We start from the raw sequence: 25177 nt of genomic DNA on the forward strand, positions 1-25177 counted from the left end.
AGGGTAGTGGCTGCTTGCCGGCGCCGCAAATGCGGATGGGCAGGGGAGCCGGGCGGGAGTTCGAGCGAGCTGGAGTGGCGAAACGGCGCAACGCCGGTGTGCCGGCGCAGCTGCGTGCCGGGCGGCGCGTCAAAGCCAATGGTGCAACCGGGCCCGACCGCACGCTGCTCAAGTTGCTCGTCGCCTCGCCGTTACCTGGGGCAACCTATTCTGACCAGACGCCGCCTGTCGATCACGTCATGACCGTCCTGTTGCCGCCCGTGCCGATCCCCGTCGACGACGCCTTGCGCGTGGACGCGGTGCGCCGGCTGGGGGTGCTGGACACCGAGGCCGAAGTCGAATTCGACGACATCGCGTGGTTGGCCGCACACGTCAGCGGCGCGCCGATGGCGATGGTGTCGCTGCTGGATGCCGACCGCCAGTGGTTCAAGGCGCGCTGCGGCACCGATCTGGAAGGCACCCCGCGCAGCGTTTCGTTCTGCTCCCATGCGGTGATGGGCACCGAGCTGATGGAAGTCCCCGATGCCGAAGCCGACCCACGCTTCGTCAACAACCCGTTGGTGGTCGCCGCGCCGGGTGTGCGCTCGTACGTGGGGGTGCCGTTGATCGGGCGCGAAGGCTACGCCTACGGCACCTTGTGCACGCTCAGCACCACGCCGCGCGTGCTCGACGAGAACCGCAAGCAGGCCCTGATCCGCCTCGCACGCCAGGCCGTCAACAAGTTGGAAGCGCGCCGCGATCGCCTGGACGCGCAGGCGCAACGTCAGACCTTGAGCATGCTGCTGGAAGCCATGCCGGATGGGGTGGTGGCCTGCGGCACCGACGGCTTGTTGCGCGAGTTCAATCACGCCGCCCGGCAATGGCATGGCACCGATCCGCGCCTGCTGCCACCGGAACAATGGGCGCTGCATTTCGATCTGTACACCGCCGATGGCAACAGCCTGCTGCCCACCGAGGAAATCCCGCTGCTGCGTGCCTGGCGTGGCGAACACGTACGCAATGCCGAACTGGTCATTCGTGCCACCAACCAGCCGCCGCGCAGCGTGCTCTGCAATGCGGATCCGGTGGTCGGCGAGCAGGGCACGGCATTGGGCGCGGTATGCGTCATGCACGACATCACCCAGCTCAAGGATGCCTCCGCAGCACTGGCCGGCGAACGCGCGCGGCTGCAGGCACTGGTGGATGCCTCGCAGGACGTGGCCATCATGGCGTTCGACCCGCATGGGCGGCTCGAGCTGTTCAATCCCGGCGCCGAGCGCCTGCTCGGTTACCGCGCCGACGAGGTGCTGGGGACATGCCCGGTGCGGTTCCATCTGCCGGCCGAACTCGAACGGCACATGGCGACGCTGGCCTTGTCGCCACCCTCGTACGTGAAGCTGGCTGCGGCCGCCGCCGGCGATGTGCTGGCCGAAGAACTCTGGACACTGGTGCGCAAGGACGGCGACCTGCGCCGCGTGCGCCTGTGTTTCAACATCATCCACGATGCGCAGCAAGGCCTGGCCGGGTACCTGGCGATGGCGATCGACGTCACCGCCGAATTGCAGGCGCAGGCCGCTGCGCAACTTGCCGCCGAGCGCTTTGCCGGTGCATTCGAAACCGCGCCGCAAGGCATGGCGATCGTGTCGCTGGAAGGCGACTGGCGCGACGTCAATCCGGCGTTGTGCGGCATCCTGGGCTATCCGCGCGAGCAGTTGCTGCGCACCACCTTCCAGCAGATCACCCATCCCGACGATCTGGAGATGGACCTGCAACTGGTGCATGACCTGATCGACGGCAAGCGCGACAGTTACAGCCTGGCCAAGCGCTACATCAGCCAGCACGGTGCGGTGATCTGGGCGCAGCTATCGGTGTCGCTGGTGCGCGATAGCAGCGGCGCGCCGGTGCATTTCGTCTCGCAGATCCAGGACGTTACCGAGCGTCATGTAGCAGCCGAACGGCTGGCCGAAAGCGAAGCGCGCCTGCGCGCGATCAGCGACGCCACGCCCACCCTGGTCGCCCAGTTCGATGCCGTGCAGCGCTACCTGTTCGCCAATGAAGCGCACCGCCACTGGCTCGGCGTGGAGCCTGCCGGCCTGGTCGGTCGCCACATTACCGAAGTACTGGGCGAAGACCTCAGCACCGCCGCGCGCGCTGCGCTGGCACAGGTGGTGGCCGGGCAGCGCGCCAGTTTCGAACATGTCCTGGGCGGCAGCGCGCCGCGCGATGTGGAAGTCACTCTGGTGCCTGAAACGCAGACTGCCACGCCCACGCAGGGCTTTTTCCTGATGGCGCACGATGTCACTGCGCACAAGACCCTGCACCGCCTGATGCACGAGCGCGCCACCCGCGATGCCTTGACCGGCCTGCCGAACCGGCACGCATGGTCCGAAGCGTTGCAGGTGGCGGTTGCCCAGGCGCAACAGCAGCAACGCTCGGTTGCGGTGATGTTCCTGGATCTGGACGGCTTCAAGCGCATCAATGATGTCTACGGTCACCGTGCCGGCGATGCGGTGCTGGTGGCGTTCGGCAGCTGCCTGCAACGCGCGGCGGGCGAGCGTTATCTGGTGGCGCGCCTGGCCGGCGACGAATTCGTCGTGTTGCTGGACGGGTTGCAGGATGCGCAGGCCGAATGCGCCGCGGTGGCAGAGCGTATCCGTACGCTTGCCGCAGAAGGCGCCACGTTTGGCGACCAGCATCTACCGATCCAGCCCAGCATCGGTATGGCCTGGCAATACGGCGCACAGGCCGAGGCGTCCAGTTTGATGCATGCCGCTGACGAGGCGATGTATGCAGCCAAGCGCGCGCGGCAGCCAGATGGGCACGCGCCTCGATCGTAGGCGTGGTGTGTCGGGGGTGCAGGGCAGCGCATGCGCACTGCCGGAAGCTGCGGATGTCTGCTGCTGGGTGCAAACCGCAAACAGCCAGTGCTTGACGGCGTGACAGTGGCCGTAGCGGCAGCGTGGCAGCTAAGAAGTTGCGGGCAGTCGTCAAGCAAGTTTGGACGACGCAGCGCACACAGATTGCAAATGTGGTCCGGCTATCGCGTGGCAAAGCCTCGCCAGGAAGGCGCCGCGCTCGCATTGCAAAGGCAACGATGCGCGTCCTTGCCTGGGGTAATGCTCGATAGAGCGCGCTGCGGTTGGCGCTCAGGCGCTCGGTTCAATCGCTTTCCAGCAACGCGCCATCGCTTCGCGCAAGCTGGCGATGGCGGGTTCGGCCCGCGATTGCGCCGGACCCTGACGCGGACGCATGGCAGATGGCGCTGTCCTTGTCACGATTCCAAACCATCAGTCGCCGTCATCGCTGCACATGTGACCGATATCGCCTCCCGCACAGGAGCGAGCGCTCGTGTGCGGGAGGCGACATTGCTTATGCACGCAGCCTGTGGTCGTGTGCAGCTTGCCTGGCGGCCGCCGGCTTCGTAGTGGCAGGCGCGTTGGCTGCGCTACGTGCCTGCTGCTGGCCGGCATCCGATGTCAACCGGAACACCGCCACGGCGCGGGTCAGGTCTGCCGCCTGGTCTTCCATGCTGCGCGCCGCCGCGGTGGCTTCTTCCACCAATGCGGCGTTTTGCTGCGTCATTTCGTCCAGCTGCATCACCGTGGTGCTGACCTGTTCGATGCCGGCGCTTTGTTCGGTGCTGGCCGCCGTGATCTCGGCCATGATGTCGGTCACGCGCTTCACCGAGCTGACCACCTCGGTCATGGTGCTGCCGGCCTGTTGCACCAGCTCCGAGCCTTGCGCCACTTTTTCTACCGAATCGGAAATCAGCTGTTTGATTTCCTTGGCGGCACCGGCCGAGCGCTGCGCCAGGGCGCGCACTTCGGTGGCGACCACGGCAAAACCACGGCCTTGCTCGCCTGCGCGCGCTGCTTCCACGGCCGCATTCAACGCAAGGATATTGGTCTGGAAGGCGATGCCATCGATCACTCCGATGATGTCGGAAATACGCGCCGACGACTGCGTGATCGCCTGCATGGTGCTCACCACTTCCTGCACCACGCGGCCGCCGCTCTCGGCCACATCGCCGGTGCCCTTGACCAATTGGTTGGCCTGGCGCGCGTTGTCGGCGTTCTGGCGCACGGTGGAGGTGAGTTCTTCCATCGACGCGGCGGTTTCTTCCAGGTTCGCTGCCTGGTGTTCGGTGCGCGTGGACAAGTCGGCATTACCGCTGGCGATCTCGCCTGCCGCGGTGTTGATCATCTCGGCCGAGTGCTGGATGCCCTGCACGATGCCGGTCAATTGGATGGCAGTGCGGTTGGCTGCATCGGCAAGGCGGCCGAACGCGCCTTCGTAATGCGACTCCACGCGCTGCGACAGATCGCCGTCGGCGATCGCGGCCATGATGCGGCCCACATCGTCCAACCCAGCGTCGGCCTGCTGCATCAGCCGGTTCAACGCCTGCACCATTTCCGCAAACGCGAATTGATAATGCGATTGATCGCCACGTGCGGAGAAATCGCCGCGCGCCGCTGCATCGGCCAGGCGCGCGATGTCGCTGTTGATCGCAGACAGATTCTCTTTCACCGTGTCCAGCGCCTGGTGCAGGGCAGCGCGCTGGCCGGGCAGGCGACGCATGTCGCGGCGCAGATCGCCACGGCCGTAGTCGCTCATCACGTCCATCGCTTCGTTGATGGCGTCCAGGTGCTCGAACACCACCGTGTTGACGCCGTGCGCCAGCGTGCCGTAATCGCCTGGGAAATCTTCCGGAATGCGGTGCGCGATGTTCTCGCCCTGTTGCAGACGGATCATGGTCTGCATCTCGCCGTTGAAGCGCTGCAGCTGGTTCTGCATTTGCTGCATGCTGTGCATCAGCTGGCCGGTTTCATCGCGCGATTCCACGCGGATGTCGTTGTCGAAGCGGCCCGAGGCGATGGCTTCGGCAGTGCGCGAGGCAGCGCGCAGCGGCGCGGCCATGGCCGATGCGATCAACCAGCACAGCCCGATCACCAGCGCCACCAGCGCGCCGCCGATCAGCGTCAAGGTGCGCGTGAAGCCCCACGCCTGTACTTGAATGTCCTCGGCATAGACGCCCATCACCAGCACCCAGTTCCAGGCCGGAAAGGTCTTGGCGTAGCTGATCTTGGGCAGCTGTTCCTTCTTGCCCGGCTTGGGCGCGTCGTAATAGCTGAAGCCGTCGCCGCTATCGATGGCGGTCTTGATATCGCGGTACACGTATTGCCCGGCATCGCTCTTGTAGTCGGTCATGTCGGTGCCGACCGGGCGCTTGGGATGCATCAGGATGCGCATCTGCGGGTCGACGATGAAGAAGTAATCCACGCCGTCGTTGGTACGCATGTCGGCCAGCGTGGTGCGTGCGGCTTCCTTGGCTTGCTCCAGGCTCAGCTCGCCTGCTTTGACCTTATCGGCATAGTGCTGCATTACCGTCAGGCCCATCTCCACCTCGGTCTTGACGCTGAGCTTGCGCGCTTCCACCAGATCCAGATATTGCAGACGCGCGGCGGCCATCGCCAGCAGGATCACGCCCACCGTCAATATCGTGCACAACAGGACGAACTTGCGGGTGAGCGGGAGATTGGCAACGTAACGACGCAAGAGGGAAACAACAGGCATGACCACGGTATCCAGAACGCGCGCACGGCGCTACATCATGGATAGCGGCTGATTCACATGCAGGTTGAATGCTAATTGCGGCAGCGTCCGCTCGGGCGACGCGGCAACACGCCAATGCCATGCAAGAGCGCACCCGGGCGCGACAAGACGTTACCGATAACGCTTCGTCGCGCACGGGTGCGCTCCTAAGCAGGCATTCGCATCGGTCCATCGATGCGACGGCGGACACGCACTGGGTGCCCGCCGCATTGCATCAACCTGCTGCGCAGAAGCCGAACTCGGCAGTTGCACCGGGCGCCAGCGTGCGGTTGTAGTCCACGCCGCTGGCCTGGAGCGTGGTGCCGCTCTGTGACCAGGTGACGTTCCAGGCGTTGTTGACGGTGCCGGTGACTGTCAGCGAGATCGACCAATTGCCGCTGGCGGTGCCGGTGTTGGTGACCTGCACGCGGTTGCAGTAGCCACCGTTCCAGGTGCTGTCCGGGATGACCTTGGTACCGAAGCCCGCGCTTGGTGTTGGGGTTGGCGTCGGCGTGGGGGTCGGCGTTGGCGTCGGTGTGCTGTTGCTCACCGTTCCCCACAGCGTCCGCAACAAGGTCATCTTGTCCTCGCGTACGCTGGTCCAGTCGTCGCGCAGGATGCCGCCGGTATCGCCGCTATTGGGGTTCCACGACCAATAGAATCCTTCGTTGATGCCCTTGCTGCGCAGGTACTTCACCAGCGCGTCCTGCCACACCTTGTCGCGCGCATCGCCTTCGCCGTATTTGCCGCCGAATTCGCCCAGCAGCAGCGCGTGACTGCCGGCGAACTGGCCGAAATGGCGGTCCCAGATCGCGGGCATGTTGTTGGGGAAGTTGCTGTCGTTGAAGTACGACTGCACGAACACGTCCGGGCCGTACACATGCGGTGCCAGCAACAGGCGGTTGGCCGGAATGTTCAATGGGGTGCAGGCCAGCGGCTGCAGGTTGCCACCCCAGAAGATGCCGCCGTTGGTCGAACATACCGGGTTGTCGGTGATGCCTTCCACCGCGATGATCCATTTCGGCGCCACCGCAAGCACAGCGGCAGAACCGCGCTCGGCGGCCGTGTTCCAGTCGGTGGCGGCGTTACCCGTGCCCCAGGTCGCGGCGCCGTGCGGCTCGTTCTTCAGATCCACGCCGATCACGCTCGGCACGTTCTTGTAACGATTGGCGACAAAGCGCAGATCATCCAGCCATTGCGCTTCGGAATACGAACTGGTGTACCACAGCTCGGAAATCGCGCCGCAATCGGGCGTGTGGTGATCCAGCAGCACATACATGCCGCGTGCGTTGAATTCGTTGATCACCTTGTCGAGGATCTGCAGCGAGGTCAGGCCCTGCAGATCGGCGTTACGGCTGTAGTCGATGCTGCTGGGCATCTGGCCGCTACGCAGCGTGGCCGGGCAGAATGGCAGGCGCACCGCGTTGAAGCCCAGGCCCTGCATCTGGTTGATCATCTCTTTCCAGTTGCGTGCCCACAGACCATGCATGACATGGTTGCCGGTCTCGAAGCCGAACACGTTGACGCCCTTGAGCTGAACCACATTGCCGTTGTCGTCGACGATCTTGTTATTGCTGACCGAATAGCTGAAAGCCGGTGCGGAGGTGAGCGCTAACATCGTTGCCAATGCGAGCGTACTTGCAGCCCTGAAAATAGACATGGTGGTCTCCCTGGATGACCGAACTCGACGCCCGAGCGCGGTGAGGGGGGCATCTTGGTCTTCGGCTGCGCCGTGTGGCGTGACCGCTGCCGCAGAAGAGCGCAGTGGCGCACCGGTCACATGCAAGCTGCGGGCGAGGTCGCTTTCCCGCACACTATCGATGCGGCGTGTTGTCCGCAGGCTGTCCTTTCTGTCCCCCGGAGTGTCTCTCAATGTCCTTGTTGCGTGCCGAACTGGCGCAATGGCGCGCTTCCCCCGCGCGCGAACTCATGGCCGGTGCGGTCGCCACATTTGCGCTGATTCCCGAAGTGATCGCGTTTGCATTCGTCGCCGGGGTGGATCCGCAGGTAGGCCTGTTCGCATCCTTCGTGATCGGCATCGTGATTGCGTTTTGCGGGGGGCGGCCGGCAATGATTTCGGCTGCTGCCGGCTCGGTGGCGCTGGTGGCTGCACCGCTGGTTGCCGCGCACGGGTTGCCATATCTGCTGGCCGCCGGCTGGCTGGCTGGCGTGGTCCAGATCCTGTTCGGGGTGTTGCGGCTGGGCGTGCTGATGCGCTTTGTCAGCAGTTCGGTACGCACCGGTTTCGTCAACGCGCTGGCCGTGCTCATCTTCGCAGCGCAATTGCCGCATCTGCTCGGCGCCAACCCGACCACCTGGGTCATGCTGGGCGCAGGCCTTGCCATCATCTACGGCCTGCCGCGTCTGCGCCTGCCGGGGCTGTCGGCGATTCCCTCGCCCCTGCTGTGCATCCTGCTGCTCAGCGTCGCCGGCACTGCGCTGCATCTGCCGCTCAAGACGGTGGCCGATCTGGGCAAGCTGCCCAATGCGCTACCGTTCCTGCAATGGCCGGCGGTGCCGTTGACGCTGGAGACGCTGCGCATCATCGCCCTGCCAGCGCTGGCCATTGCCATGGTGGGCCTGCTCGAGTCGATGATGACCGCGCGCGTGGTCGATGAACTCACCGACACGCCCAGCAACAAGAACCGCGAATGCACCGGGCTGGGCATCGCCAACGCAGCCGCCAGCCTGTTCGGCGGCATTGCCGGCTGCGGCATGATCGGGCAGACCGTGGGCAACGTGAAATACGGCGGCCGTGGCCGGCTGTCCACGTTGTTTGCCGGCGTGTTCCTGCTGATCCTGATGGTGCTGCTCAAGCCGTGGGTGTCGCAGGTGCCGGTGGTGGCGCTGGTGGCGATCATGGTGATGGTGTCGGCGGAGACCTTCGACTGGCGCTCGCTGCGCACCGTGGTGACCCACCCACGCACCTCCAGCGTGGTGATGCTGGCCACCGTGGCGGTCACGTTGTTCACCCACAATCTGGCAGCGGGTGTGGCGGTCGGCGTGCTCCTGAGCGGGGTGTTCTTCACCTTCAAGGTGGCCGGGCTGCTGCAGATCGCGCATCACGATGGCGCGGATGGCGTGCGCACCTACAGCGTGCGCGGGCAGGTGTTCTTCGCCTCGGCCGATGTGTTCATCGACGCCTTCGACGCACGCGAGGTGCCCGGCCGCGCAGTGGTGATCGATGTCGGCCGCGCGCATTTCTGGGACATCACCGCGGTGGCGGCACTGGACAAGGTGGTGCAGCGTTTGCGCCATCACGGTCTGGATGTGCAGGTGAAAGGCTTGAATGCCGGCAGCCGACGCCTGATGCAGCGGCATGCCTTGGGCGAAGACGCGCTGGAATCGGCACTGCCTTAGAGCGTGTTATGCACGTTGAGACGAGATGCGTTGGCCGCCAGCGGTGCGGAGCGGGCGCTGCGTGGCGCCGGCTTGGCTGGCGCCAAGGCAAGCCGCGCGGCGCGCGGTGCCGTTGACGGCCAACCCTCCGGGAAGCGCCCTGTGGCGCGCCGATGACGCGTTGCGCGCCTTGCCCAGGCGACCAGCCCGGACAAGGCGCACGCCTTGTCTCGATGCGCCACCGGACGCTCCGCACTCACCTCAACGTACATGACAGACTCTAGGCTGCGAGCCTGCGCCAGGAATGCGTCTGGCACGCCTGCGGCGCGTCATGCCGGGCTGTCCGCGCGCTGAGTGCGGCTGCCAGCGCATTCAAGTTCCGGCGGGCGACGCCGATGTTTCGGCATCCTCGTTGCCGGTCGTCGCCGTGATGCCAGTGGGTTTCAGCCCGAGATATGTGCCTGCGTGCCAAGCCCGGCATGACGGGTTCGTGTCCGCCCGCCGGAGGGCGCAGCCGTGACCAACGCACCGTTGCTGGAACGGATGGTGGACCTGACCGCCATCCGCGATGCGGACCTGCTCGATCTGAGCCTGTTGCGCACTGTGCGCGAAGTCTGCGCGGCCGAAGAACTCTCGCTGCTGCGCATCGCCCCGGACAGCAACAGCATCGCCGAAACGCGGCTGCGCGACGACGGTCGGCTGGCGCTGACGGTGGCCGAGATCCACGATGCGCGCACGCGCACCCAGCTGGCCGAGGTCCATGGGCCGGGCGATGTGGTGCAGCTGCAGGAAGACGGTCGCGCCTTGCTGGTCTACCCGATGATGGAGGCGCGCGGCATCCGGACCTGCCTGCGGGTGGGCGGGACGCGTATTCCCGGCCTTGCCGAGCAAGCGATGCTGCAGGGCTTTGCGCGCTTCTTCCAGAATTACCGCAGCCTGCTCGACGACGCCCAGCGCAATGCGCTGACCGGCCTGCGCAACCGCAAGACGTTCGACGATGTGATCCTGCGACTGTTTGCCGGTGGTGCCGACTCCGCCGCAGAGCAGGGCGTGTGGCTGGGCATCGTGGACATCGATCACTTCAAGCGCGTCAACGACACCTTCGGGCATCTGTATGGCGACGAGGTGCTGCTGCTGGTCGCACAGCTGATGCAGCGTGCGTTTCGACAGGACGACCTGCTGTTCCGCTTCGGCGGCGAAGAGTTCGTGATCGTGTTGCGCGGCGTTGACCGCGACACGGCCGTGAGTCTGTTCGAGCGGTTCCGTTTGGCCGTGGCCGAGCACTTGTTCCCGCAGGTGGGGCAGGTGACGCTCAGCACCGGCATCGTCGAACTGACCCATGGGCGGCTGATCAGCGAAATGCTGGACGAAGCCGACAAGGCGCTGTACTGGGCCAAGCAGAACGGCCGCAATCGCGCGGCGGTCTATGCCGAGCTGATTGCTGGCGGGCAATTGCAGCAGGTTGCGCAACCGGTGGGCAGCGTCGACCTGTTCTAGAGCGTGTTATGCACGTTGAGTTGAGTGCGACGCGCCACAGGGCGCTTCCCGGAGAGTTGGCCGTCAGCGGCACGGAGCGGGCGCCGCGCGGCTTGCCTTGGCGCCAGCCAAGCCGGCGCCACGCAGCATCCGCTCCGCACCGCTGACGGCCAACGCATCTCATCTCAACGTGCATAACACGCTCTAGGCGGCAGCAAGGCGCTGGAACAATCCAGAGCTATTTGCCGTGGATGCAGGCACGAACGTTGCGCAGTCTTCATCGCACCCGCATCGCACGCATCGCACGCATCGGCGCAGCTGCAGGTATCGGCCTGCACGCGATGCTGGCTACACTCCAGGGCTATCCATGATGCGGGGTGTGCAATGAAGCGAGTTGCCGTAGGACTTCTGGCGATGGCGGTCTCGACCGCACTGATGGCGGCCACGCCGAGTTTCGATGGCGCGCGCATCTCGCGTGACGTCAAGGAACTGGCCTCCGACGCCTATGAAGGCCGCGGCCCGGCCACCGCTGGCGAGGAAAAGACCATTGCCTACTTGAGCAAACAGTTCGCCGAAGCCGGTCTGCAGCCGGGCGGCGATCTGGCCAACGGCAAGCGCGCCTGGACCCAGGCGGTGCCGTTGCGGCGCGCCGATATCGTCGGCACGCCGACCATTGCCGTGCAGAGCGCCGGCCAGCCGCAAACGCTGACCCAGGGCAAGCAAATCGCCATTCGTGCTGCGCTGGATGGCTCATCCACAGTGGAGATCGCCAACGCGCCGCTGGTGTTCGTCGGCTACGGCGTCAAGGCGCCCGAGCGCAACTGGGACGACTTCAAGGGTGTGGACCTGAAGGGCAAGATCGCGGTGGTGCTGATCAACGACCCGGACTTTGAAACCGGCAAGGGCGACTTCGACGGTGCCGGCATGACCTACTACGGCCGCTGGACGTACAAGTACGAAGAAGGCGCGCGCCAGGGCGCCCTGGGCGTGCTGGTGGTGCATGAAACCGCGCCGGCCTCGTACGGCTGGGACACGGTGGCCAGCTCCAACACCAACACCATGTTCGACGTGGTGCGCGACAACCCGCGCAGTGCGCATCCCACGCTGGAAGGCTGGATCCAGCGCGATCTGGCCACCGAACTGTTCAAGCACGCCGGGCTGGATTTCGAGACCTTGAAGAAGCAGGCGCAGACGCGCGGGTTCAAGCCGGTCGAGCTGAAGGGCCAGCGTTTGAGCGCCAGCTACCAGGTCAAATCCGATGTGATCACCTCGCACAACGTGGTGGCGCGGCTGGAAGGCAGCAAACACCCGGACGAGACGGTGATCTACAGCGCGCACTGGGATCATATCGGCGTGGGCAAGCCGGATGCACGCGGCGACACCATCTTCAATGGTGCATTGGACAATGCCAGCGGCACCGCCGCGCTGCTGGAGCTGGCGCGTGGTTTCGCCAAGGGGCCAACGCCTGAGCGCTCGGTGGTCTTCCTGGCGGTCACCGCCGAAGAAAAGGGTCTGCTGGGCTCGGAGTTCTACGCCTCCAAGCCGCTGTACCCGCTCGATACCACGGTGGCGGTGATCAACATGGACGGCATGAATCCGTTCGTGCCCTCGCGCGATTTCGGCATCTACGGCACGGCAAAGCTCGAACTGCTCGATCAACTGAAGAGCGTGGCCGCGCAATCCAAGCTGCGTTATACGCCCGATCCCAAGCCGCAGGCCGGGTATTTCTTCCGTTCCGATCACTTCTCGTTCGCCAAGCGCGGCGTGCCGGCGCTGTCGTATGCAGCCGGCCAGGATTGGGAAGTGGGCGGCGTGGCGGCAGGAAAGGCGGCCGCCGACGACTACACCGCCAAGCGCTATCACCAGCAAGGCGACGAATGGAAGCCGGATTGGACCTTCGCCGGCGCCGCCCGCGACTTGGGCGTGCTGTATGCACTGGGCCAGCAGCTGGCCGACTCGCGCCAGTGGCCGAACTGGAGCCAAGATTCCCAGTTCCGCGCCACCCGCGACGCCAGCGCGGCGGCACGCAAGTAAGACCGGCGCACAACGCCGTTGCGCGAAACCGGGGCGGCTGCTCTTGCGCGATGCGGCATGTGCCATATCGACATGCCGCTTTTGAATCAGCCTCGCCTGCCACGCGGCGAGTGCTTCTTGTTGTCGGTCACAGCAATCGGCGAACGTCCTGCAATCTCCTCGCTGCCTGCGGCACGGATGCCGCCCTCGAGCCCCAGGGATGGAGTCGCGGCGTGTCCTGCAAGCGGCGAGGGCACTGCGCACGCGACACGCCAGGCTTGAAGATCGCCGAGCGCTCGCGCACGCGAACGCTCCGCATCTGGAGGTGGCTGCTTGGCGCCAAGAGTGAAGTTGTCACCAGGCGGGCCTGCGCATTGCTGCAGGGCCCTTGCCCGCCCACCACCGCAGGACACGCTACAAGTACGTCCCTGTCAGCTCCGTGGCGGCATCCATGCCGCCCAGGTCGCGCGACGGTGGGCGGGCAAGGGCCAGTCGTGGTGGTCGGTGCGTACGGCATGGGCAAGCAGTACATGTCGGGTTTTAAACGTACCGCCTGCTCGCTCCAACCGAATGTCCTGAAACGGCGTTCATCGATCCCTTGATCAAGCTGTTGCATCAGCAAACGAAGGCCATGTGCGACCAGCCGCCTTCCTGGCCATCGATCAACTGCCTGGAGCGTGAGGACGCCGCACACTCGACCAATCACGCTGTTGCCGCAGGCCTTGAGAACGTCCGACCACCGCAATGGCTGGAACTCCAGAGTGCCTCAAGCGATTTAGAGCGACCAACCGATCTCTTGCCCCAAGCCTTCGACCGCATCGGCACAACGCAACGCCAAAGCCCCGTCGCTGCAACCGATTGCACGTCATGGCACACCAATTGCAGCTCCCCAGCAGGATGGCCCGGCCAGCGGCCCGTGACAGCGTCTGCGCTAGGCTGCAATCTGTTGGGGTTGCGTTCGGTCGGTGCGGCGTAGTCTGCCGCGCGGTCCTCGTGGGGGAGGGCGAAGACCGTACGCGGCGTTCGTTCCTTTAACGGTCGATTCTTTAGGATGAGCTGCGAGGTGAGATTGCAGCCAGGAGAACTTGTGCATCGGAGTGGTTTCAGAGCGTCTTGGTCGTACAGCGTCGGGCTCGCCCGCTCGGCCGTGTGCCAGGCAACATCGCACTGCATGGCGGGGATGGACCTCCCGTGTCAGCCCGCACTGTCGTCCTCGCGCGACGGGCAGCCCTGATGGATGGCACCGTGACTCCTTCCCCGATAACGACTGCAATGCCCCCCGTTTCCGCCCTCGATGCCGGCACGCCAACGCTGCCGCCGGAAGCGCCGCTGGCGATGCCCGAACAGAACTTGCGCGAAGGTAGCCTGCAGGTGCGCCACCAGCGCACTTCGCCGCCCGGCATCGGCGTGCGCCGCTTCTATTTGATCGGCGGCACCTTCGCCACCACCGCCATCGCCGTATGGGTGATGCTCAGCGTGCTGTGGCCCGACGGCATCAGCGTGCTGGAAGGCTGTCTGCTCGGCCTGTTCGTGCTGCTGTTCGCCTGGATCGCCATGTCCTTCGCCAGCGCCGTGGCTGGCTTCGTCACCGTGGTGGCGCGCGCCGGCCGCAAGCTCGGCATCGACCCGGAGCAACCCCTGCCCACGCTGCGCTCGCGCACCGCGTTGCTGATGCCCACCTACAACGAAGACCCGCGCCGGCTGCTGGCTGGCCTGCAGGCCATCTACGAATCGGTCGCCGAGACCGGCCAGCTGGAGCATTTCGATTTCTTCGTGCTCAGCGACACCACCCGCGAGCACATCGGCCGCGCCGAAGAGCTGGTCTACAACGCGTTGTGCGACCGCGTCGGCGGGCACGGCCGCATTTTCTACCGACGCCGTGCCGACAACGCCGCGCGCAAGGCCGGCAACGTGGCCGACTGGGTGCGCCGCTTCGGCGGCAGCTACCCGCAGATGCTGATCCTGGACGCCGACAGCGTGATGACCGGCGACACCATCGTGCGGCTGGTCGCAGGGATGGAAAACAACCCGGACGTGGGCTTGATCCAGACCTTGCCGGCAGTGGTCAACGGGCAGACCCTGTTCGCCCGCATGCAGCAGTTCGGCGGCCGCGTGTACGGGCCGATCATCGCCTTCGGTGTGGCCTGGTGGCACGGCGCCGAGAGCAACTACTGGGGCCACAACGCCATCATCCGCACCCAGGCCTTCGCCGATCACGCCGGCCTGCCGTCGCTGCGCGGGCGCAAGCCGTTCGGCGGGCATGTGCTCAGCCACGACTTCGTGGAAGCGGCGCTGATGCGCCGCGGCGGCTGGGCCATGCACATGGTGCCGTACCTGCAGGGCAGCTACGAAGAAGGCCCGCCCACGCTGACCGACCTGCTGATCCGCGACCGCCGCTGGTGCCAGGGCAACCTGCAGCACGCCAAGGTGGTCGGCGCCAAGGGCCTGCACTGGATCAGCCGCATGCACATGCTGATCGGCATCGGGCATTACTTCACCGCCCCGATGTGGGGTCTGTTGATGCTGATCGGCATCGGCATTCCGCTGGCCGGCGGCGATATCGATCTGGCCGGCGACCTGCCGTTCTCGCCCGCCCGTTACTGGCATGGCAGCAGCCAGGGCAATGCGATCTGGATCTTCGTCTGCACCATGTTCGTGTTGCTGGCGCCCAAGCTGCTCGGTTACATCGCGTTGCTGCTCAACCCGCGCGAACTGCGCGCCTGCGGCGGTGCCTTCCGCGCTGCGGTGAGCATCCTGCTGGAAACGGTGCTGGCCGCCTTGATGGCGCCGGTGGTGATGTACCTGCAGTCGCGCGGCGTGTTCGAGGTGCTGGCGGGCAAGGATTCGGGCTGGGATGCGCAGGTGCGCGACGACGGCAAGCTGTCGTGGCCGGCGTTGTTGCGCAGCTATGGCGGTCTGACCGTGTTCGGCCTGTTCATGGGTGCGGTGGCCTATGCGGTCTCGCCGGCGCTGGCCGCGTGGATGGGGCCGGTGATCGTTGGCATGGCATTGTCGATCCCGGTGGTGGCGCTGACCTCGCTGCGTCGCACCGGCATGGCGCTGCGCCGTGCCGGTATTTTCTGCATCCCCGAAGAACTCGACCCGCCCAAGGTGCTGGTGCGTGCGTCCGAGCTGCGCCGCGCCGCCGCGCTGGAACCGTCGCTGATCTGAGGAGTGCGCATCGGCGCTGGTCTCGCTGGCCGGCGCTGTTGCGTTGTCGCGTGGAGGAGGCCCGTGGCGATCCGCGGGCCTCAAGCCTCTGGCGCCAGCTGATCTGGCCCACCCCTCGCACAAGGCATAATGCCCAGCCCGCAAGCGGAGCTGGATGATGCTGGAAGTGATCGAACGCGAGACCGGACCGAACCCGCAATGGAGCGTGCTGTGGCTGCACGGCCTGGGCGCCGATGGCAGCGACTTCGCCCCGATGGTGCCGGAGCTGGTGCGCCCGCAGTGGCCCGCGCTGCGCTTCGTGTTCCCGCATGCGCCGATCCGCCCGATCACCATCAACAACGGCGTGCGCATGCGCGGCTGGTACGACATCGTCGGCATGGATTTCGCCCAGCGCGCCGACAAGGCCGGCATTGCCGAGTCGGTGGCCCAGGTCGAGGCCTTGATCGCCCGTGAGCAGGGCCGCGGCATCGCGCCGGAGCGCATCCTGCTGGCCGGCTTCTCGCAAGGCGGTGCCGTGACCCTGGCGGTGGGCCTGCAGCGCAGCGTGCCGCTGGCCGGGCTGATCGCCATGTCCACCTATCTTCCGGATCCGGCCGCGGCCGCCAGCCAGTTGCAGCCGGCCGCCCTGCGCCAACCGCTGTTCATGGCGCATGGCACGGCCGACCCGGTGGTGCCGTTGGCGGCCGGCCAGGCCAGCATGCAGACCTTGCGCACGCTGGGCTTCGCATTGGATTGGCATACCTACCCGATGGGCCACCAGGTCTGCCTGGAAGAAATCGAGGCCCTGCGCGACTGGTTGCAGGCGCGCTTTACCGCTGCCTGAGCCCATGGCCCAGCGCGCACCGCAGATCGCCTGGATGCCGGACCTGTGCCGGCTGCCGCGGTTGGGCGCGATGCTGGGCCTGGCCGAGCTGGTGGTGCTGGTGGTGACCTTGGTACCGGATGCCGGCGCCGCGCGCAGCATCACGTTGTCGCGGTTCCTCTCCGCCAGCGGCCTGGCGCTCTGGCTGGCGTTGGCGGTCACCGTGCTGCTGTGCGTGTTGCGGCCCACCTTGTCGCGATTGCCGCCGCGGCTGGGCGGGCTGAGCGCCTTGCTGATCGCTGCCGTGGTGGCGATGTTCGGTGCCGGCATCGTGCATGGTCTGTATGCGGTGCTCGGGCAGGTGCCGCTGGGCGCGCAGGTCGGCTTCTGGCGGTTCACGCTTGGCAGTGCGGCCACGGTGGTGCTGATCACTGCGCTGGCGCTGCGCTACTTCTATGTCAGCGATCGCTGGGAGGCGCAGGTACAGGCCAACGCGCGCGCCGAGGCCGATGCCCTGCAGGCGCGCATCCGCCCGCACTTCCTGTTCAACAGCATGAACCTCATCGCCAGCCTGCTGCGGCGCGACCCGGTGGTGGCCGAGCAGGCGGTGCTGGACCTGTCGGATCTGTTCCGTGCGGCGCTCGGCGCCGGCGAGGGCGTCTCCACCTTGCGTGCCGAATGCGAACTGGCCGAACGCTATCTGGCAATCGAATCGCTGCGCCTGGGCGAGCGCCTGCAAGTGCGCTGGCACCGCCAGGAACCGTTGCCGTGGGACTTGCCGATGCCGCGGCTGGTGCTGCAGCCGCTGGTCGAAAATGCGGTACTGCATGGCGTTTCGCGCATGCCCGAAGGCGGTACGCTGTACCTGTCGCTGCGTCAGCGCGGCAACCAGCTGCAGATCCGCATCGTCAACCCGGCGCCGCAGCCCGGCACCCAGTTGCCGTTGCTGGCCGGCGCCGGGCATGCCCAGGCCAGCATCTCGCACCGGTTGGCGTTCCAGTTCGGCGCCGGGGCACGGATGGCGGCCAGCTGGGCTGAAGGCTACTATGCCTGTGAGATCACATTGCCGCTGCCGTGAGGGGAAAGTCACTGCAGCGAGGGGGAGTCCATGACGGCCACGCAAGTGCGGGTGCTGATCGCCGATGACGAGCCACTGGCGCGTGAGCGCCTGCGCATGCTGCTGGGCGAGCATCCGCAGGTCGAGGTGATCGGCGAGGCCGAAAACGGCCAGCAAGTGCTGCAGCAGTGCGAACATCTGCATCCGGACCTGGTGCTGCTGGACATCGCCATGCCCGGCGTCGACGGCCTGGAAACTGCGCGCCTGCTGCGGCAAAGCCAGCCGCCGCCGGCGGTGGTGTTCTGCACCGCCTACGACCAGCATGCGTTGTCGGCGTTCGACGCGGCCGCGCTGGATTACCTGATGAAACCGGTGCGCCCGGAACGGCTGGCGTCTGCACTGGAGAAAGTCGCCACCTTCCTGGCCGGCCGCGTGCCCGGCACCGCGCCCAGGCCGCTGCGCACCCATCTGTGCGCACGCCTGCGCGGCAGCCTGCGGCTGATCGCCATTGGCGACATTCGCTACCTGCAGGCCGAAGAGAAGTACGTCATCGTCCATCACACGCGTGGCGAGGACCTGATCGAAGAGTCGCTGAAGTCGCTGGAAGACGAATTCGCCGACCGCCTGGTGCGCATCCATCGCAATTGCCTGGTCGCCCGCGATGAGCTGGTGGAACTGCGCCGCAGCGGCGATGGCCAGGTCCATGCGGTGCTGCGCAACGTGCCGCAGACCCTGGAAGTGAGTCGTCGCTGCGTGGCCAGCCTGCGCGATCAATTACGGCAACTGTGAGTTCGGTGCCGGCTCCGCGATAATGCCGGCATGACCACGCTCCGAATCGCCACTCGCAAAAGCCCGCTTGCCCTCTGGCAGAGCGAACACGTCGCCGACGCGCTGCGTCAGCATCATCCCGGCCTGGAGGTCGTGCTGGTGCCGATGAGCACCCGCGGCGACGAGGTGCTGGACCGTTCGCTCGCCGCGATCGGCGGCAAGGGTCTGTTCCTGAAGGAGCTGGAGCTGGCGATGTTGCGCGGCGAGGCCGATTGCGCGGTGCATTCGCTCAAGGACGTGCCGATGGAACTGGACGAGCCATTCGTGCTGCCGGCCATCCTGGAACGCGGCGACCCGGCCGATGCGCTGGTGTCCAATCTCTACGCCAGCCTGCAGGCGCTGCCGCTGGGCGCGCGCGTGGGCACCTCCTCGTTGCGTCGTCAGGCGCAGTTGCGTGCCGCGCGCCCGGACCTGGAATTGATCGACCTGCGCGGCAACGTCAACACGCGGCTGGCCAAGCTCGACAACGGCGGTTACGACGCCATCGTGCTGGCCTGCGCCGGCCTGCAGCGGCTCGGGCTGGAAGCACGCATCAGCGCACGGCTGGACGCGCCGGAATGGTTGCCCGCACCTGCGCAAGGCGCGGTGGCGGTGGAATGCCGTGGCGACGACGCACGCATCCACAGCCTGCTGGCGGTGCTGGATGCCGGCCGCACGCGTGTCTGCGTGGAAGCCGAGCGGGCCATGAATCGCGCCCTGCACGGCAGCTGCCATGTGCCGGTGGCCGCCTTCGCGCGCTGGGAAGGGCAGGACCTGTTCCTGCAGGGCATGGTGGGCAGCGCCAGCGACGGCCGCCTGATCCATGCCGACGCGCACGGCAGCGCCGACGATACCGAAGCGCTTGGCCGCCGCGTTGCGCAAGGACTGTTCGACAAGGGCGCCGCGCAGCTGCTGGCCGAGCTGTAGCGCGCTGTCTTCGCCGGGCCTTTGGCCGCCCGGCCCACGCCCTGGCTGTCGTAGGAGCGGCCCCGGCCGCGACAGGCGTTCCCGGGAACGCCTGTCGCGGCCGGGGTCGCTCCTACCGAGTCGGGTGGCTTACTTGAACGTGTAGACCAGATTGACCGTGGTCAGCGTGTCGGTCTTCTTGTCGCCGTCGCTGACGTCGCTGTTGTGACGCATCTGCCACGCCGCCTTCAGCGCAAAGTGCGAGTTCATGCTGACCTGCACGCCGAAATCGTTTTGCGCATAGGTGTTGTACTCGCCCGATTCCACCAGCAGGGTGTTGATCAGATCGGTGTTGTCGGTGACGGTGTACTTCAGGTCGAACAGACCGCGGCCGATCAGGCCGGTTTCGTTACGGTCTTCGTCGCTGTTGTGCGCGCGGCGCACACCCGGGCCCACCTGCGCATCCAGGTAGAAGCGGTCGGCGTCGATCAGGCGCGTGCCATAGCCGATACCGAAGGTGGCCAGGCGATCGTAGGTGGCGAAGTCGTCGTGTTCGTAGCGGCCGGTGGCCGTGAGCTGGCGGTGCTCGCCCAGCTGCAGTGCGCTGCCGACGCTGCCGGTGTAGCGCTCGGCCGTGGTCTGGCGCTCGCGCGTGGTGCTGCCGTCGTCGTTGGTGTTGGTGTATTCCGAACTCGAGCGCAACGCGGTGGCGTCCAGGCTATGGATCCAGTCGCCGTCGGTGTAGCGCAGGCGCACGCGGCCGTTGAGGCTGTCGGTGGTGCTGTTGCCATGCGCCGCTGCGTAGCCGAGCTCGCCGCTGCTGCCGCTCCACGGTGACGGCAGCACCACTGCGGCCGGGTCTGCCGGCGCCGGTGCGACTGCCTGGGCCCAGACGGAGGGCGTGATCAACAACAGCGGCAACAGGGCAGGCAACGGGACACGGCGGGACATGGGCGGCTCGCTTTGGAAGGCGGGAAGAGGGGTGAAAGCGATTTCATGATAACGGACTGTGCGGTGACGTCATCGCCAAGTGAATATCCGCTTCATTGCCGGTTGGGACGCCGCAAGCGGCCTGGGGCGATCAGCTCCAGATGGGCGCGACGGCGAAGGGCGATCCGCGAGCGGCTGGCGTATGGCCAGTGTGACCTGCGCAGTCGTTGTCAGGACAATGAAAGTGGCTCGGGACAGGTGCCTGGCGTGAATCGCAGCAACCTGCCCGGGCGCGCGTGCGCATGGCGGCGGCCTGGGGATGTCACCAGGACCTCTGGCCCGCTACGTGGCAGGAGGCTCAGCGGCCCGATTGCGTCGCGTGCCAGCGCTACCGGCGATGCCTGCCAACCAAGGGCCTGCGCGAACGCTCACGCGATGCCGGCACGCGGTGGATGCTGCCACCGACCCAACAGACCAAGCCGCTGCGTCGCTCGTCCCCTGGGCGCTTGCCGCCGTCTGCCCGCCGTCACATCGCGATGCTCACCCCGCCGCGCAAAGACTCGGACATAATCGACGCATGGACCGCTACGAACGCATCAACTCCCTGCATCGCTTGCTCAAATCGGCACGCTACCCGGTCACGGTGGCGCGGCTGCAGGATGAGCTGAGCTGTTCCCGTGCAACTGTCTACCGCGATCTGGCGTTTCTGCGCGATGCGCTGATGGCGCCGGTGGAAGGAGATGGCGAATCGGGCTTTCGCTATCTCTCCGGCGAAAGCGACCGCTTCGAATTGCCCGGCCTGTGGCTGAGTTCGGAAGAACTGCACGCGCTGCTGGCCTCGCAACAGCTGCTCGCGCGCACCGGCGGCGGGGTGTTGTCCTCGATGCTGGCACCGCTGCAGCAGCGCATCGAAGGACTGCTGGCTGCCCAGGCCGGCGTCTCGCAATGGCCGGTGGATCGGGTGCGGGTCATTCCACACCGTGGCCGCAAGCTGGACGAAGCCAGCTTCCGCACCGTGGCCTCCGGCGTGCTGGAGCGCAAGCAGCTGAGCTTCGATTACCGTGCGCGTTCGACCGACGAATCGACCAAGCGGACGGTGTCGCCACAGCGCATCACCCATTACCGCGACAACTGGTATCTGGACGCGTGGGATCACGGGCGCGACGGCGTGCGCAGCTTTGCGGTGGACCGCATCAACCACGCGCGTCTGCTCGATGCGGCGCCGCGCGATGTGCCCGACAGCGAATTGGACGAGCAGCTTGCCGCCAGCTACGGCATTTTTTCCGGGGCGCCCAAGGGGTGGGCGACCATCGTGTTCAGCTCCAAGGCCGCGCGTTGGGTTGCCGACGAACATTGGCATTCCAAGCAGCAGGGCCGCTTTCTGCCCGATGGCCGTTACGAGCTCAAGTTGCCGTACAGCAACTCGCGCGAATTGCTGATGGACGTGCTGCACTACGGCTCGGACGCAGAGATCGTCGAGCCCATGTCGCTGCGCGAGCAGGCCAAGGCATTGTTGTCGCTGGCATTGAGCAATTACGACTGAGTCTGGCCGGCGGTGAATGGCTGCGCCGCGTGGCTGCTGCGGCGCGCATCTGCATGACGGTCGACGAGGCGCTGCCGACCCGGCGCATGGCCAGTGCGACCAAGAACGCTCAGCGCTTGTTCGGCACTTCAAAACCCAGGCGGTCCACCTGCTCGCGCAGCTGCGGCACCCGCTTGAGTTTGTCGGTATAGATGGAATAGTCGTCGCGCATCTTGTTGACCAGCATGCGGTACTGGTCGCGGCTCATGTCCGGCTTGCGCGAGAAGATCCAGGCCAGGTCGCGGCCAGGGTAGGAGATCAGCATCCAGGAGCCGTCGGGAGCGATTTCCAGGATGCGCTGCTTGGCCGGGATGACCTTGTAGAACCACACCCGCCAGTCGCGGTTGCCGCTGTCGGCATCCACCGAGGCGCGCGCATTGACTTCCTTTTCCGGTTCGCCGAACCCGTCGCGGTACAGATAGCGCACCGCCACCTTGCCGTCTTCGACCAGGGTGTATTCGTCGCGGCTGGTGACGTGGCCGCGCTCGACCGCGTTGGGCATGCGCGCAATGACGTACCAGGTGCCCATGATCTTGGACAAATCGATTGCCGGCTCCGTGGCGGGCGTGTCTTTGGCATGTGCCGCAGGCAGGCCGAGGACGAGCAGAAAGGCGAGGGCGATCGTAACGGTCAGGCGCATCGCAACATCACAAGGAGGCAGTCGGAGCAGCACACTACCGCATGCAGGGGGCAAGTTCGCGTCAACGGTCGGGCCTGGCATCGGCAGCCGGGGAATCTGCGGCAGACGCCGAGCGGCTGGGGCCGGCTGGCGGGCGCCGATCAGGCGCTGGCGGCGCGACCGGCTCGCTCTGCCGCGTGGCGTCGGTCCTGTGCCGCCTGCGTGCGGGTTGCCAGGCGCCGACGTGGCAGGTCGGCAGCACTCGTACAAGCCTGTGACGCGCTCCAGCAGGCGCCCCGGTCGGCGCCCCGCATCAAGGTCGCAGCCTGTGAGATGGGCTGCGGCAATCCTGCGCGCCTGTTGTGATCCTTCCTGCCACGGAGTGCCGCCATGTCGCATCGTCCTGCTTCCCGTTCCGAACGTCCCGACCCGCGCGTGCTGCGCCCGGTGCGGCAGATCGCCCTGGCCGGGCTGGCCCTGGTGTTGGTCTGGCCGGCCGCGCGAGGCAGCAGCGAGTGGATCGGCTGGTTGCCGCTGTGGCTGGTCGGCATGCCGATGCTGGCGTGGTGGAGCCTGCACCGGTTTGCCCTGCCTTCGTTGGCACCGCGTGGCGCGCGCCGTGTTGCGCCCCGGCGGCGTGGCCCGCAGGCACAGCGCCGGCGCAGCGCTTCGCGTACGGCGACACAGGCGCGCGCAGCCTGACCTTCGGCAGGGTTGGCCGACGGGGCGCTGTGCTACGTTCCGGGCATTCGTTTTTCCGGAAACATTCATGCCCAAGTTCGCCTCGATCTGCCTGGTTGCCGGCCTGATCACCGCTGGCGCCGTCTCTGCAGAGGAACCCCCCGTGTCCAACGATCCCTACGCCTGGCTGGAAGATGTCACCGGCGCCAAGCCGCTGGATTGGGTCAAGACCCAGAACGCCAAGACCGAGGCGCGGCTGGCCAGCACGCAGGCGTTCAAGCAGATGGAAACCAGCATCCGCGAAGTGCTGGATTCGGACGCCAAGATTCCGGGCGTGCAGAAGATCGGCGCGTTCTACTACAACTTCTGGAAGGACAAGCAGCACGAGCGCGGCCTGTGGCGGCGCACCACGCTGGACGAGTACCGCAAGGCCACGCCCAAGTGGGAAACGGTGCTGGACCTGGATGTGCTCAACAAGGCCGAAGGCGAAAACTGGGTGTGGCACGGTGCCGACTGCCTGCGCCCGGACTACCAGCGCTGCCTGATCGCGTTGTCGCGCGGCGGTGCCGATGCCGATGTCACGCGCGAGTTCGATCTGGGCAGCAAGCAATGGGTCAAGGACGGCTTCTTCCGCCCCGAGTCCAAGGGTGGGCTGGGCTGGATCGACCGGGACACTGTCTACGTGTTCACCGACTTCGGCGCCGGCAGCATGACCAGCTCCGGCTACCCGCGCATCGCCAAGCAATGGAAGCGCGGCACGCCACTGACTGCCGCGACCGTGGTGTACGAAGGCAAGCCGACCGATATGTACATCGCAGCCATGCATGACGACACGCCCGGATTCGAGCGCGATTTCGTCAGCCGCACGCTCGCCTTCTACAACGACGAGCTGTATCTCAAGGGCGCCGACGGCACGCTGGTCAAGGTGGACGTGCCCAATTCGGCCAGCAAGTCGGTCAAGCGCCAGTGGCTGACGCTGGAGCTGCGCGAACCGTGGACGGTCGGCGGCAAGACCTACAAGCCCGGCACCTTGCTGGCCACGCGTTTCGACGATTTCATGGCAGGCAAACGCAACTTCGATGTGTTGTTCGAGCCCACCGACACCACCTCGCTGGCCGGCATGGCGTGGACCAAGTCGCATCTGGTATTGAACGTGCTGGAAGACGTCAAGAACCGTCTGAGCGTGACCACACCCTCGCCCGATGGTTGGAAAAAGAGCGCGTTTGTCGGTGCGCCGAGCTTCGGTACGGTGGATGTCGGCGCGGTGGATAGCGACGACAGCGACGCGCTGTGGCTCACCGTCACCGATTATCTGACCCCCACCACCTTGTCGTGGGTGGACGTGGGCGCTGCGCCGCAGCCGCTCAAGACCATGCCGGCGTTCTTCGATGCCGGCAAGGACACCATCGAGCAGCACTTCGCCACCAGCAAGGACGGCACCCGCGTGCCGTATTTCCTGGTACGCCCGAAGGCCCTGAAGCTCGACGGCAGCGCGCCGACCTTGCTGTACGGCTACGGCGGTTTCGAAATTTCGATGACGCCCAATTACTCGGGCGGCCTGGGGCGCGCCTGGCTGGAGAAGGGCGGCGTCTACGTGGTGGCCAATATCCGCGGCGGTGGCGAATACGGCCCACGCTGGCACCAGGCCGCGCTCAAGCAGAATCGCCACAAGGCCTACGAGGACATGGCCGCGGTGGCCAAGGATCTGGTGGCGCGCAAGATCACCTCGACCAAGCATCTGGGCGTGCAAGGCGGCAGCAATGGCGGCCTGATGACCGGCAACATGCTCACCCAGTATCCGGAGCTGTTCGGCGCGGTGGTGGTGCAGGTGCCGCTGCTGGACATGAAGCGCTACAGCCACCTGCTGGCCGGCGCCTCGTGGATGGCCGAATACGGCAACCCCGACACCGACGACTGGACGTTCATCCAGACCTTCTCGCCGTACCACCTGTTCGATGCCAAGAAGACCTACCCACCGGTGATCTTCCTCACCTCCACGCGCGACGACCGCGTGCATCCCGGCCACGCGCGCAAGATGGCCGCAAAGATGATCGAGGCCGGCAAGGACGTGACCTATTACGAGAACATCGAAGGTGGCCATGGCGGTGCGGCCAATAACGCGCAGGCCGCGCACATGGCCGCGCTGGCGTATAGCTTCCTGTGGGAGCGGTTGGCCGACTGAGCGATCATTGCCGGTTGCGCTGCGTTGATCGATACCGGCCC

General features: G+C 66.2%; 16 protein-coding genes. 12 read left to right on the forward strand and 4 right to left on the reverse strand.

What is annotated here, in order from left to right:
* The first annotated feature begins 74 nt into the window (after positions 1-74).
* A complete protein-coding gene (locus AMD14_RS03650) occupies positions 75-2816 on the forward strand; it encodes a PAS domain S-box protein (RefSeq protein WP_015462837.1) in 2742 nt (913 codons plus the stop codon).
* A gap of 532 nt (positions 2817-3348) precedes the next feature.
* Here the strand turns inward: AMD14_RS03650 and AMD14_RS03655 are convergent.
* Positions 3349-5535 (reverse strand): methyl-accepting chemotaxis protein, encoded by a 2187-nt coding sequence (locus AMD14_RS03655; RefSeq protein WP_016851386.1) that lies wholly within the window; start codon positions 5533-5535, stop codon positions 3349-3351.
* Between the two features lie 271 nt (positions 5536-5806).
* Complete coding sequence (locus tag AMD14_RS03660; protein WP_011050431.1) at positions 5807-7231, reverse strand: cellulase family glycosylhydrolase; 1425 nt, start codon at positions 7229-7231, stop codon at positions 5807-5809.
* 212 nt (positions 7232-7443) lie between these two features.
* On the opposite strand from AMD14_RS03660, the gene AMD14_RS03665 reads away from it, so the two are divergent.
* From AMD14_RS03665 to hemC, 8 genes are all read left to right on the forward strand, one after another.
* Positions 7444-8931, forward strand: a complete 1488-nt coding sequence (locus tag AMD14_RS03665; protein ID WP_011050432.1) for a SulP family inorganic anion transporter — start codon at positions 7444-7446, stop codon at positions 8929-8931.
* A gap of 495 nt (positions 8932-9426) precedes the next feature.
* Complete coding sequence (locus AMD14_RS03675; RefSeq protein WP_015462838.1) at positions 9427-10407, forward strand: GGDEF domain-containing protein; 981 nt, start codon at positions 9427-9429, stop codon at positions 10405-10407.
* A 363-nt stretch (positions 10408-10770) separates the two neighbouring features.
* Positions 10771-12420 carry a M28 family metallopeptidase gene (locus AMD14_RS03680; RefSeq protein WP_005923774.1) on the forward strand — a complete coding sequence of 550 codons (1650 nt, stop codon included), beginning with the start codon at positions 10771-10773 and terminating at the stop codon, positions 12418-12420.
* A gap of 1251 nt (positions 12421-13671) precedes the next feature.
* Positions 13672-15570 carry a glucans biosynthesis glucosyltransferase MdoH gene (gene mdoH, locus AMD14_RS03690; protein WP_015472607.1) on the forward strand — a complete coding sequence of 633 codons (1899 nt, stop codon included), beginning with the start codon at positions 13672-13674 and terminating at the stop codon, positions 15568-15570.
* A 154-nt stretch (positions 15571-15724) separates the two neighbouring features.
* Entirely contained in the window at positions 15725-16393 is a 669-nt protein-coding gene (locus tag AMD14_RS03695; RefSeq protein ID WP_011050437.1) for an alpha/beta hydrolase, read from the forward strand.
* A 4-nt stretch (positions 16394-16397) separates the two neighbouring features.
* Positions 16398-17450, forward strand: coding sequence for a sensor histidine kinase (locus AMD14_RS03700; protein WP_003489716.1), 1053 nt, complete (start codon positions 16398-16400; stop codon positions 17448-17450).
* A 30-nt stretch (positions 17451-17480) separates the two neighbouring features.
* Positions 17481-18218 carry a LytR/AlgR family response regulator transcription factor gene (locus AMD14_RS03705; RefSeq protein ID WP_007965008.1) on the forward strand — a complete coding sequence of 246 codons (738 nt, stop codon included), beginning with the start codon at positions 17481-17483 and terminating at the stop codon, positions 18216-18218.
* 30 nt (positions 18219-18248) lie between these two features.
* Positions 18249-19163 carry a hydroxymethylbilane synthase gene (gene hemC, locus AMD14_RS03710; RefSeq protein ID WP_011050438.1) on the forward strand — a complete coding sequence of 305 codons (915 nt, stop codon included), beginning with the start codon at positions 18249-18251 and terminating at the stop codon, positions 19161-19163.
* A gap of 129 nt (positions 19164-19292) precedes the next feature.
* Here the strand turns inward: hemC and AMD14_RS03715 are convergent, their stop codons facing one another.
* Positions 19293-20093: a DUF481 domain-containing protein gene (locus tag AMD14_RS03715; protein ID WP_005916853.1), complete on the reverse strand. Its 801-nt coding sequence runs from the start codon at positions 20091-20093 to the stop codon at positions 19293-19295.
* Between the two features lie 556 nt (positions 20094-20649).
* Between AMD14_RS03715 and AMD14_RS03720 the strand changes: the two genes are divergently transcribed.
* A complete protein-coding gene (locus tag AMD14_RS03720) occupies positions 20650-21615 on the forward strand; it encodes a helix-turn-helix transcriptional regulator (RefSeq protein ID WP_005916857.1) in 966 nt (321 codons plus the stop codon).
* A gap of 109 nt (positions 21616-21724) precedes the next feature.
* Here the strand turns inward: AMD14_RS03720 and AMD14_RS03725 are convergent, their stop codons facing one another.
* On the reverse strand, positions 21725-22294 hold the full coding sequence (locus AMD14_RS03725) for a lipocalin family protein (protein ID WP_003482775.1): 570 nt from the start codon (positions 22292-22294) through the stop codon (positions 21725-21727).
* A 369-nt stretch (positions 22295-22663) separates the two neighbouring features.
* On the opposite strand from AMD14_RS03725, the gene AMD14_RS03730 reads away from it, so the two are divergent.
* On the forward strand, positions 22664-22975 hold the full coding sequence (locus AMD14_RS03730) for a hypothetical protein (RefSeq protein WP_003482774.1): 312 nt from the start codon (positions 22664-22666) through the stop codon (positions 22973-22975).
* A 67-nt stretch (positions 22976-23042) separates the two neighbouring features.
* The gene (locus AMD14_RS03735) at positions 23043-25136 is read left to right on the forward strand and encodes a prolyl oligopeptidase family serine peptidase (RefSeq protein ID WP_011050440.1); all 2094 of its coding nucleotides are present in this window, start codon (positions 23043-23045) and stop codon (positions 25134-25136) included.
* Positions 25137-25177: the final 41 nt, after the last annotated feature.

The sequence above is a fragment of the Xanthomonas citri pv. citri genome (assembly GCF_000961215.1).
GTDB classification, from domain to species: Bacteria; Pseudomonadota; Gammaproteobacteria; order Xanthomonadales; family Xanthomonadaceae; genus Xanthomonas; species Xanthomonas cissicola.

Coding starts and splice junctions, on each gene's coding strand:
- AMD14_RS03660 (WP_011050431.1), bottom strand. CDS start 7,231: ATGTCTATTTTCAGGGCTGCAAGTACGCTCGCATTGGCAACGATGTTA.
- AMD14_RS03665 (WP_011050432.1), top strand. CDS start 7,444: ATGTCCTTGTTGCGTGCCGAACTGGCGCAATGGCGCGCTTCCCCCGCG.
- AMD14_RS03680 (WP_005923774.1), top strand. CDS start 10,771: ATGAAGCGAGTTGCCGTAGGACTTCTGGCGATGGCGGTCTCGACCGCA.
- mdoH (WP_015472607.1), top strand. CDS start 13,672: ATGCCCCCCGTTTCCGCCCTCGATGCCGGCACGCCAACGCTGCCGCCG.
- AMD14_RS03695 (WP_011050437.1), top strand. CDS start 15,725: ATGATGCTGGAAGTGATCGAACGCGAGACCGGACCGAACCCGCAATGG.
- AMD14_RS03700 (WP_003489716.1), top strand. CDS start 16,398: ATGGCCCAGCGCGCACCGCAGATCGCCTGGATGCCGGACCTGTGCCGG.
- AMD14_RS03705 (WP_007965008.1), top strand. CDS start 17,481: ATGACGGCCACGCAAGTGCGGGTGCTGATCGCCGATGACGAGCCACTG.
- hemC (WP_011050438.1), top strand. CDS start 18,249: ATGACCACGCTCCGAATCGCCACTCGCAAAAGCCCGCTTGCCCTCTGG.
- AMD14_RS03715 (WP_005916853.1), bottom strand. CDS start 20,093: ATGTCCCGCCGTGTCCCGTTGCCTGCCCTGTTGCCGCTGTTGTTGATC.
- AMD14_RS03720 (WP_005916857.1), top strand. CDS start 20,650: ATGGACCGCTACGAACGCATCAACTCCCTGCATCGCTTGCTCAAATCG.
- AMD14_RS03725 (WP_003482775.1), bottom strand. CDS start 22,294: ATGCGCCTGACCGTTACGATCGCCCTCGCCTTTCTGCTCGTCCTCGGC.
- AMD14_RS03730 (WP_003482774.1), top strand. CDS start 22,664: ATGTCGCATCGTCCTGCTTCCCGTTCCGAACGTCCCGACCCGCGCGTG.
- AMD14_RS03735 (WP_011050440.1), top strand. CDS start 23,043: ATGCCCAAGTTCGCCTCGATCTGCCTGGTTGCCGGCCTGATCACCGCT.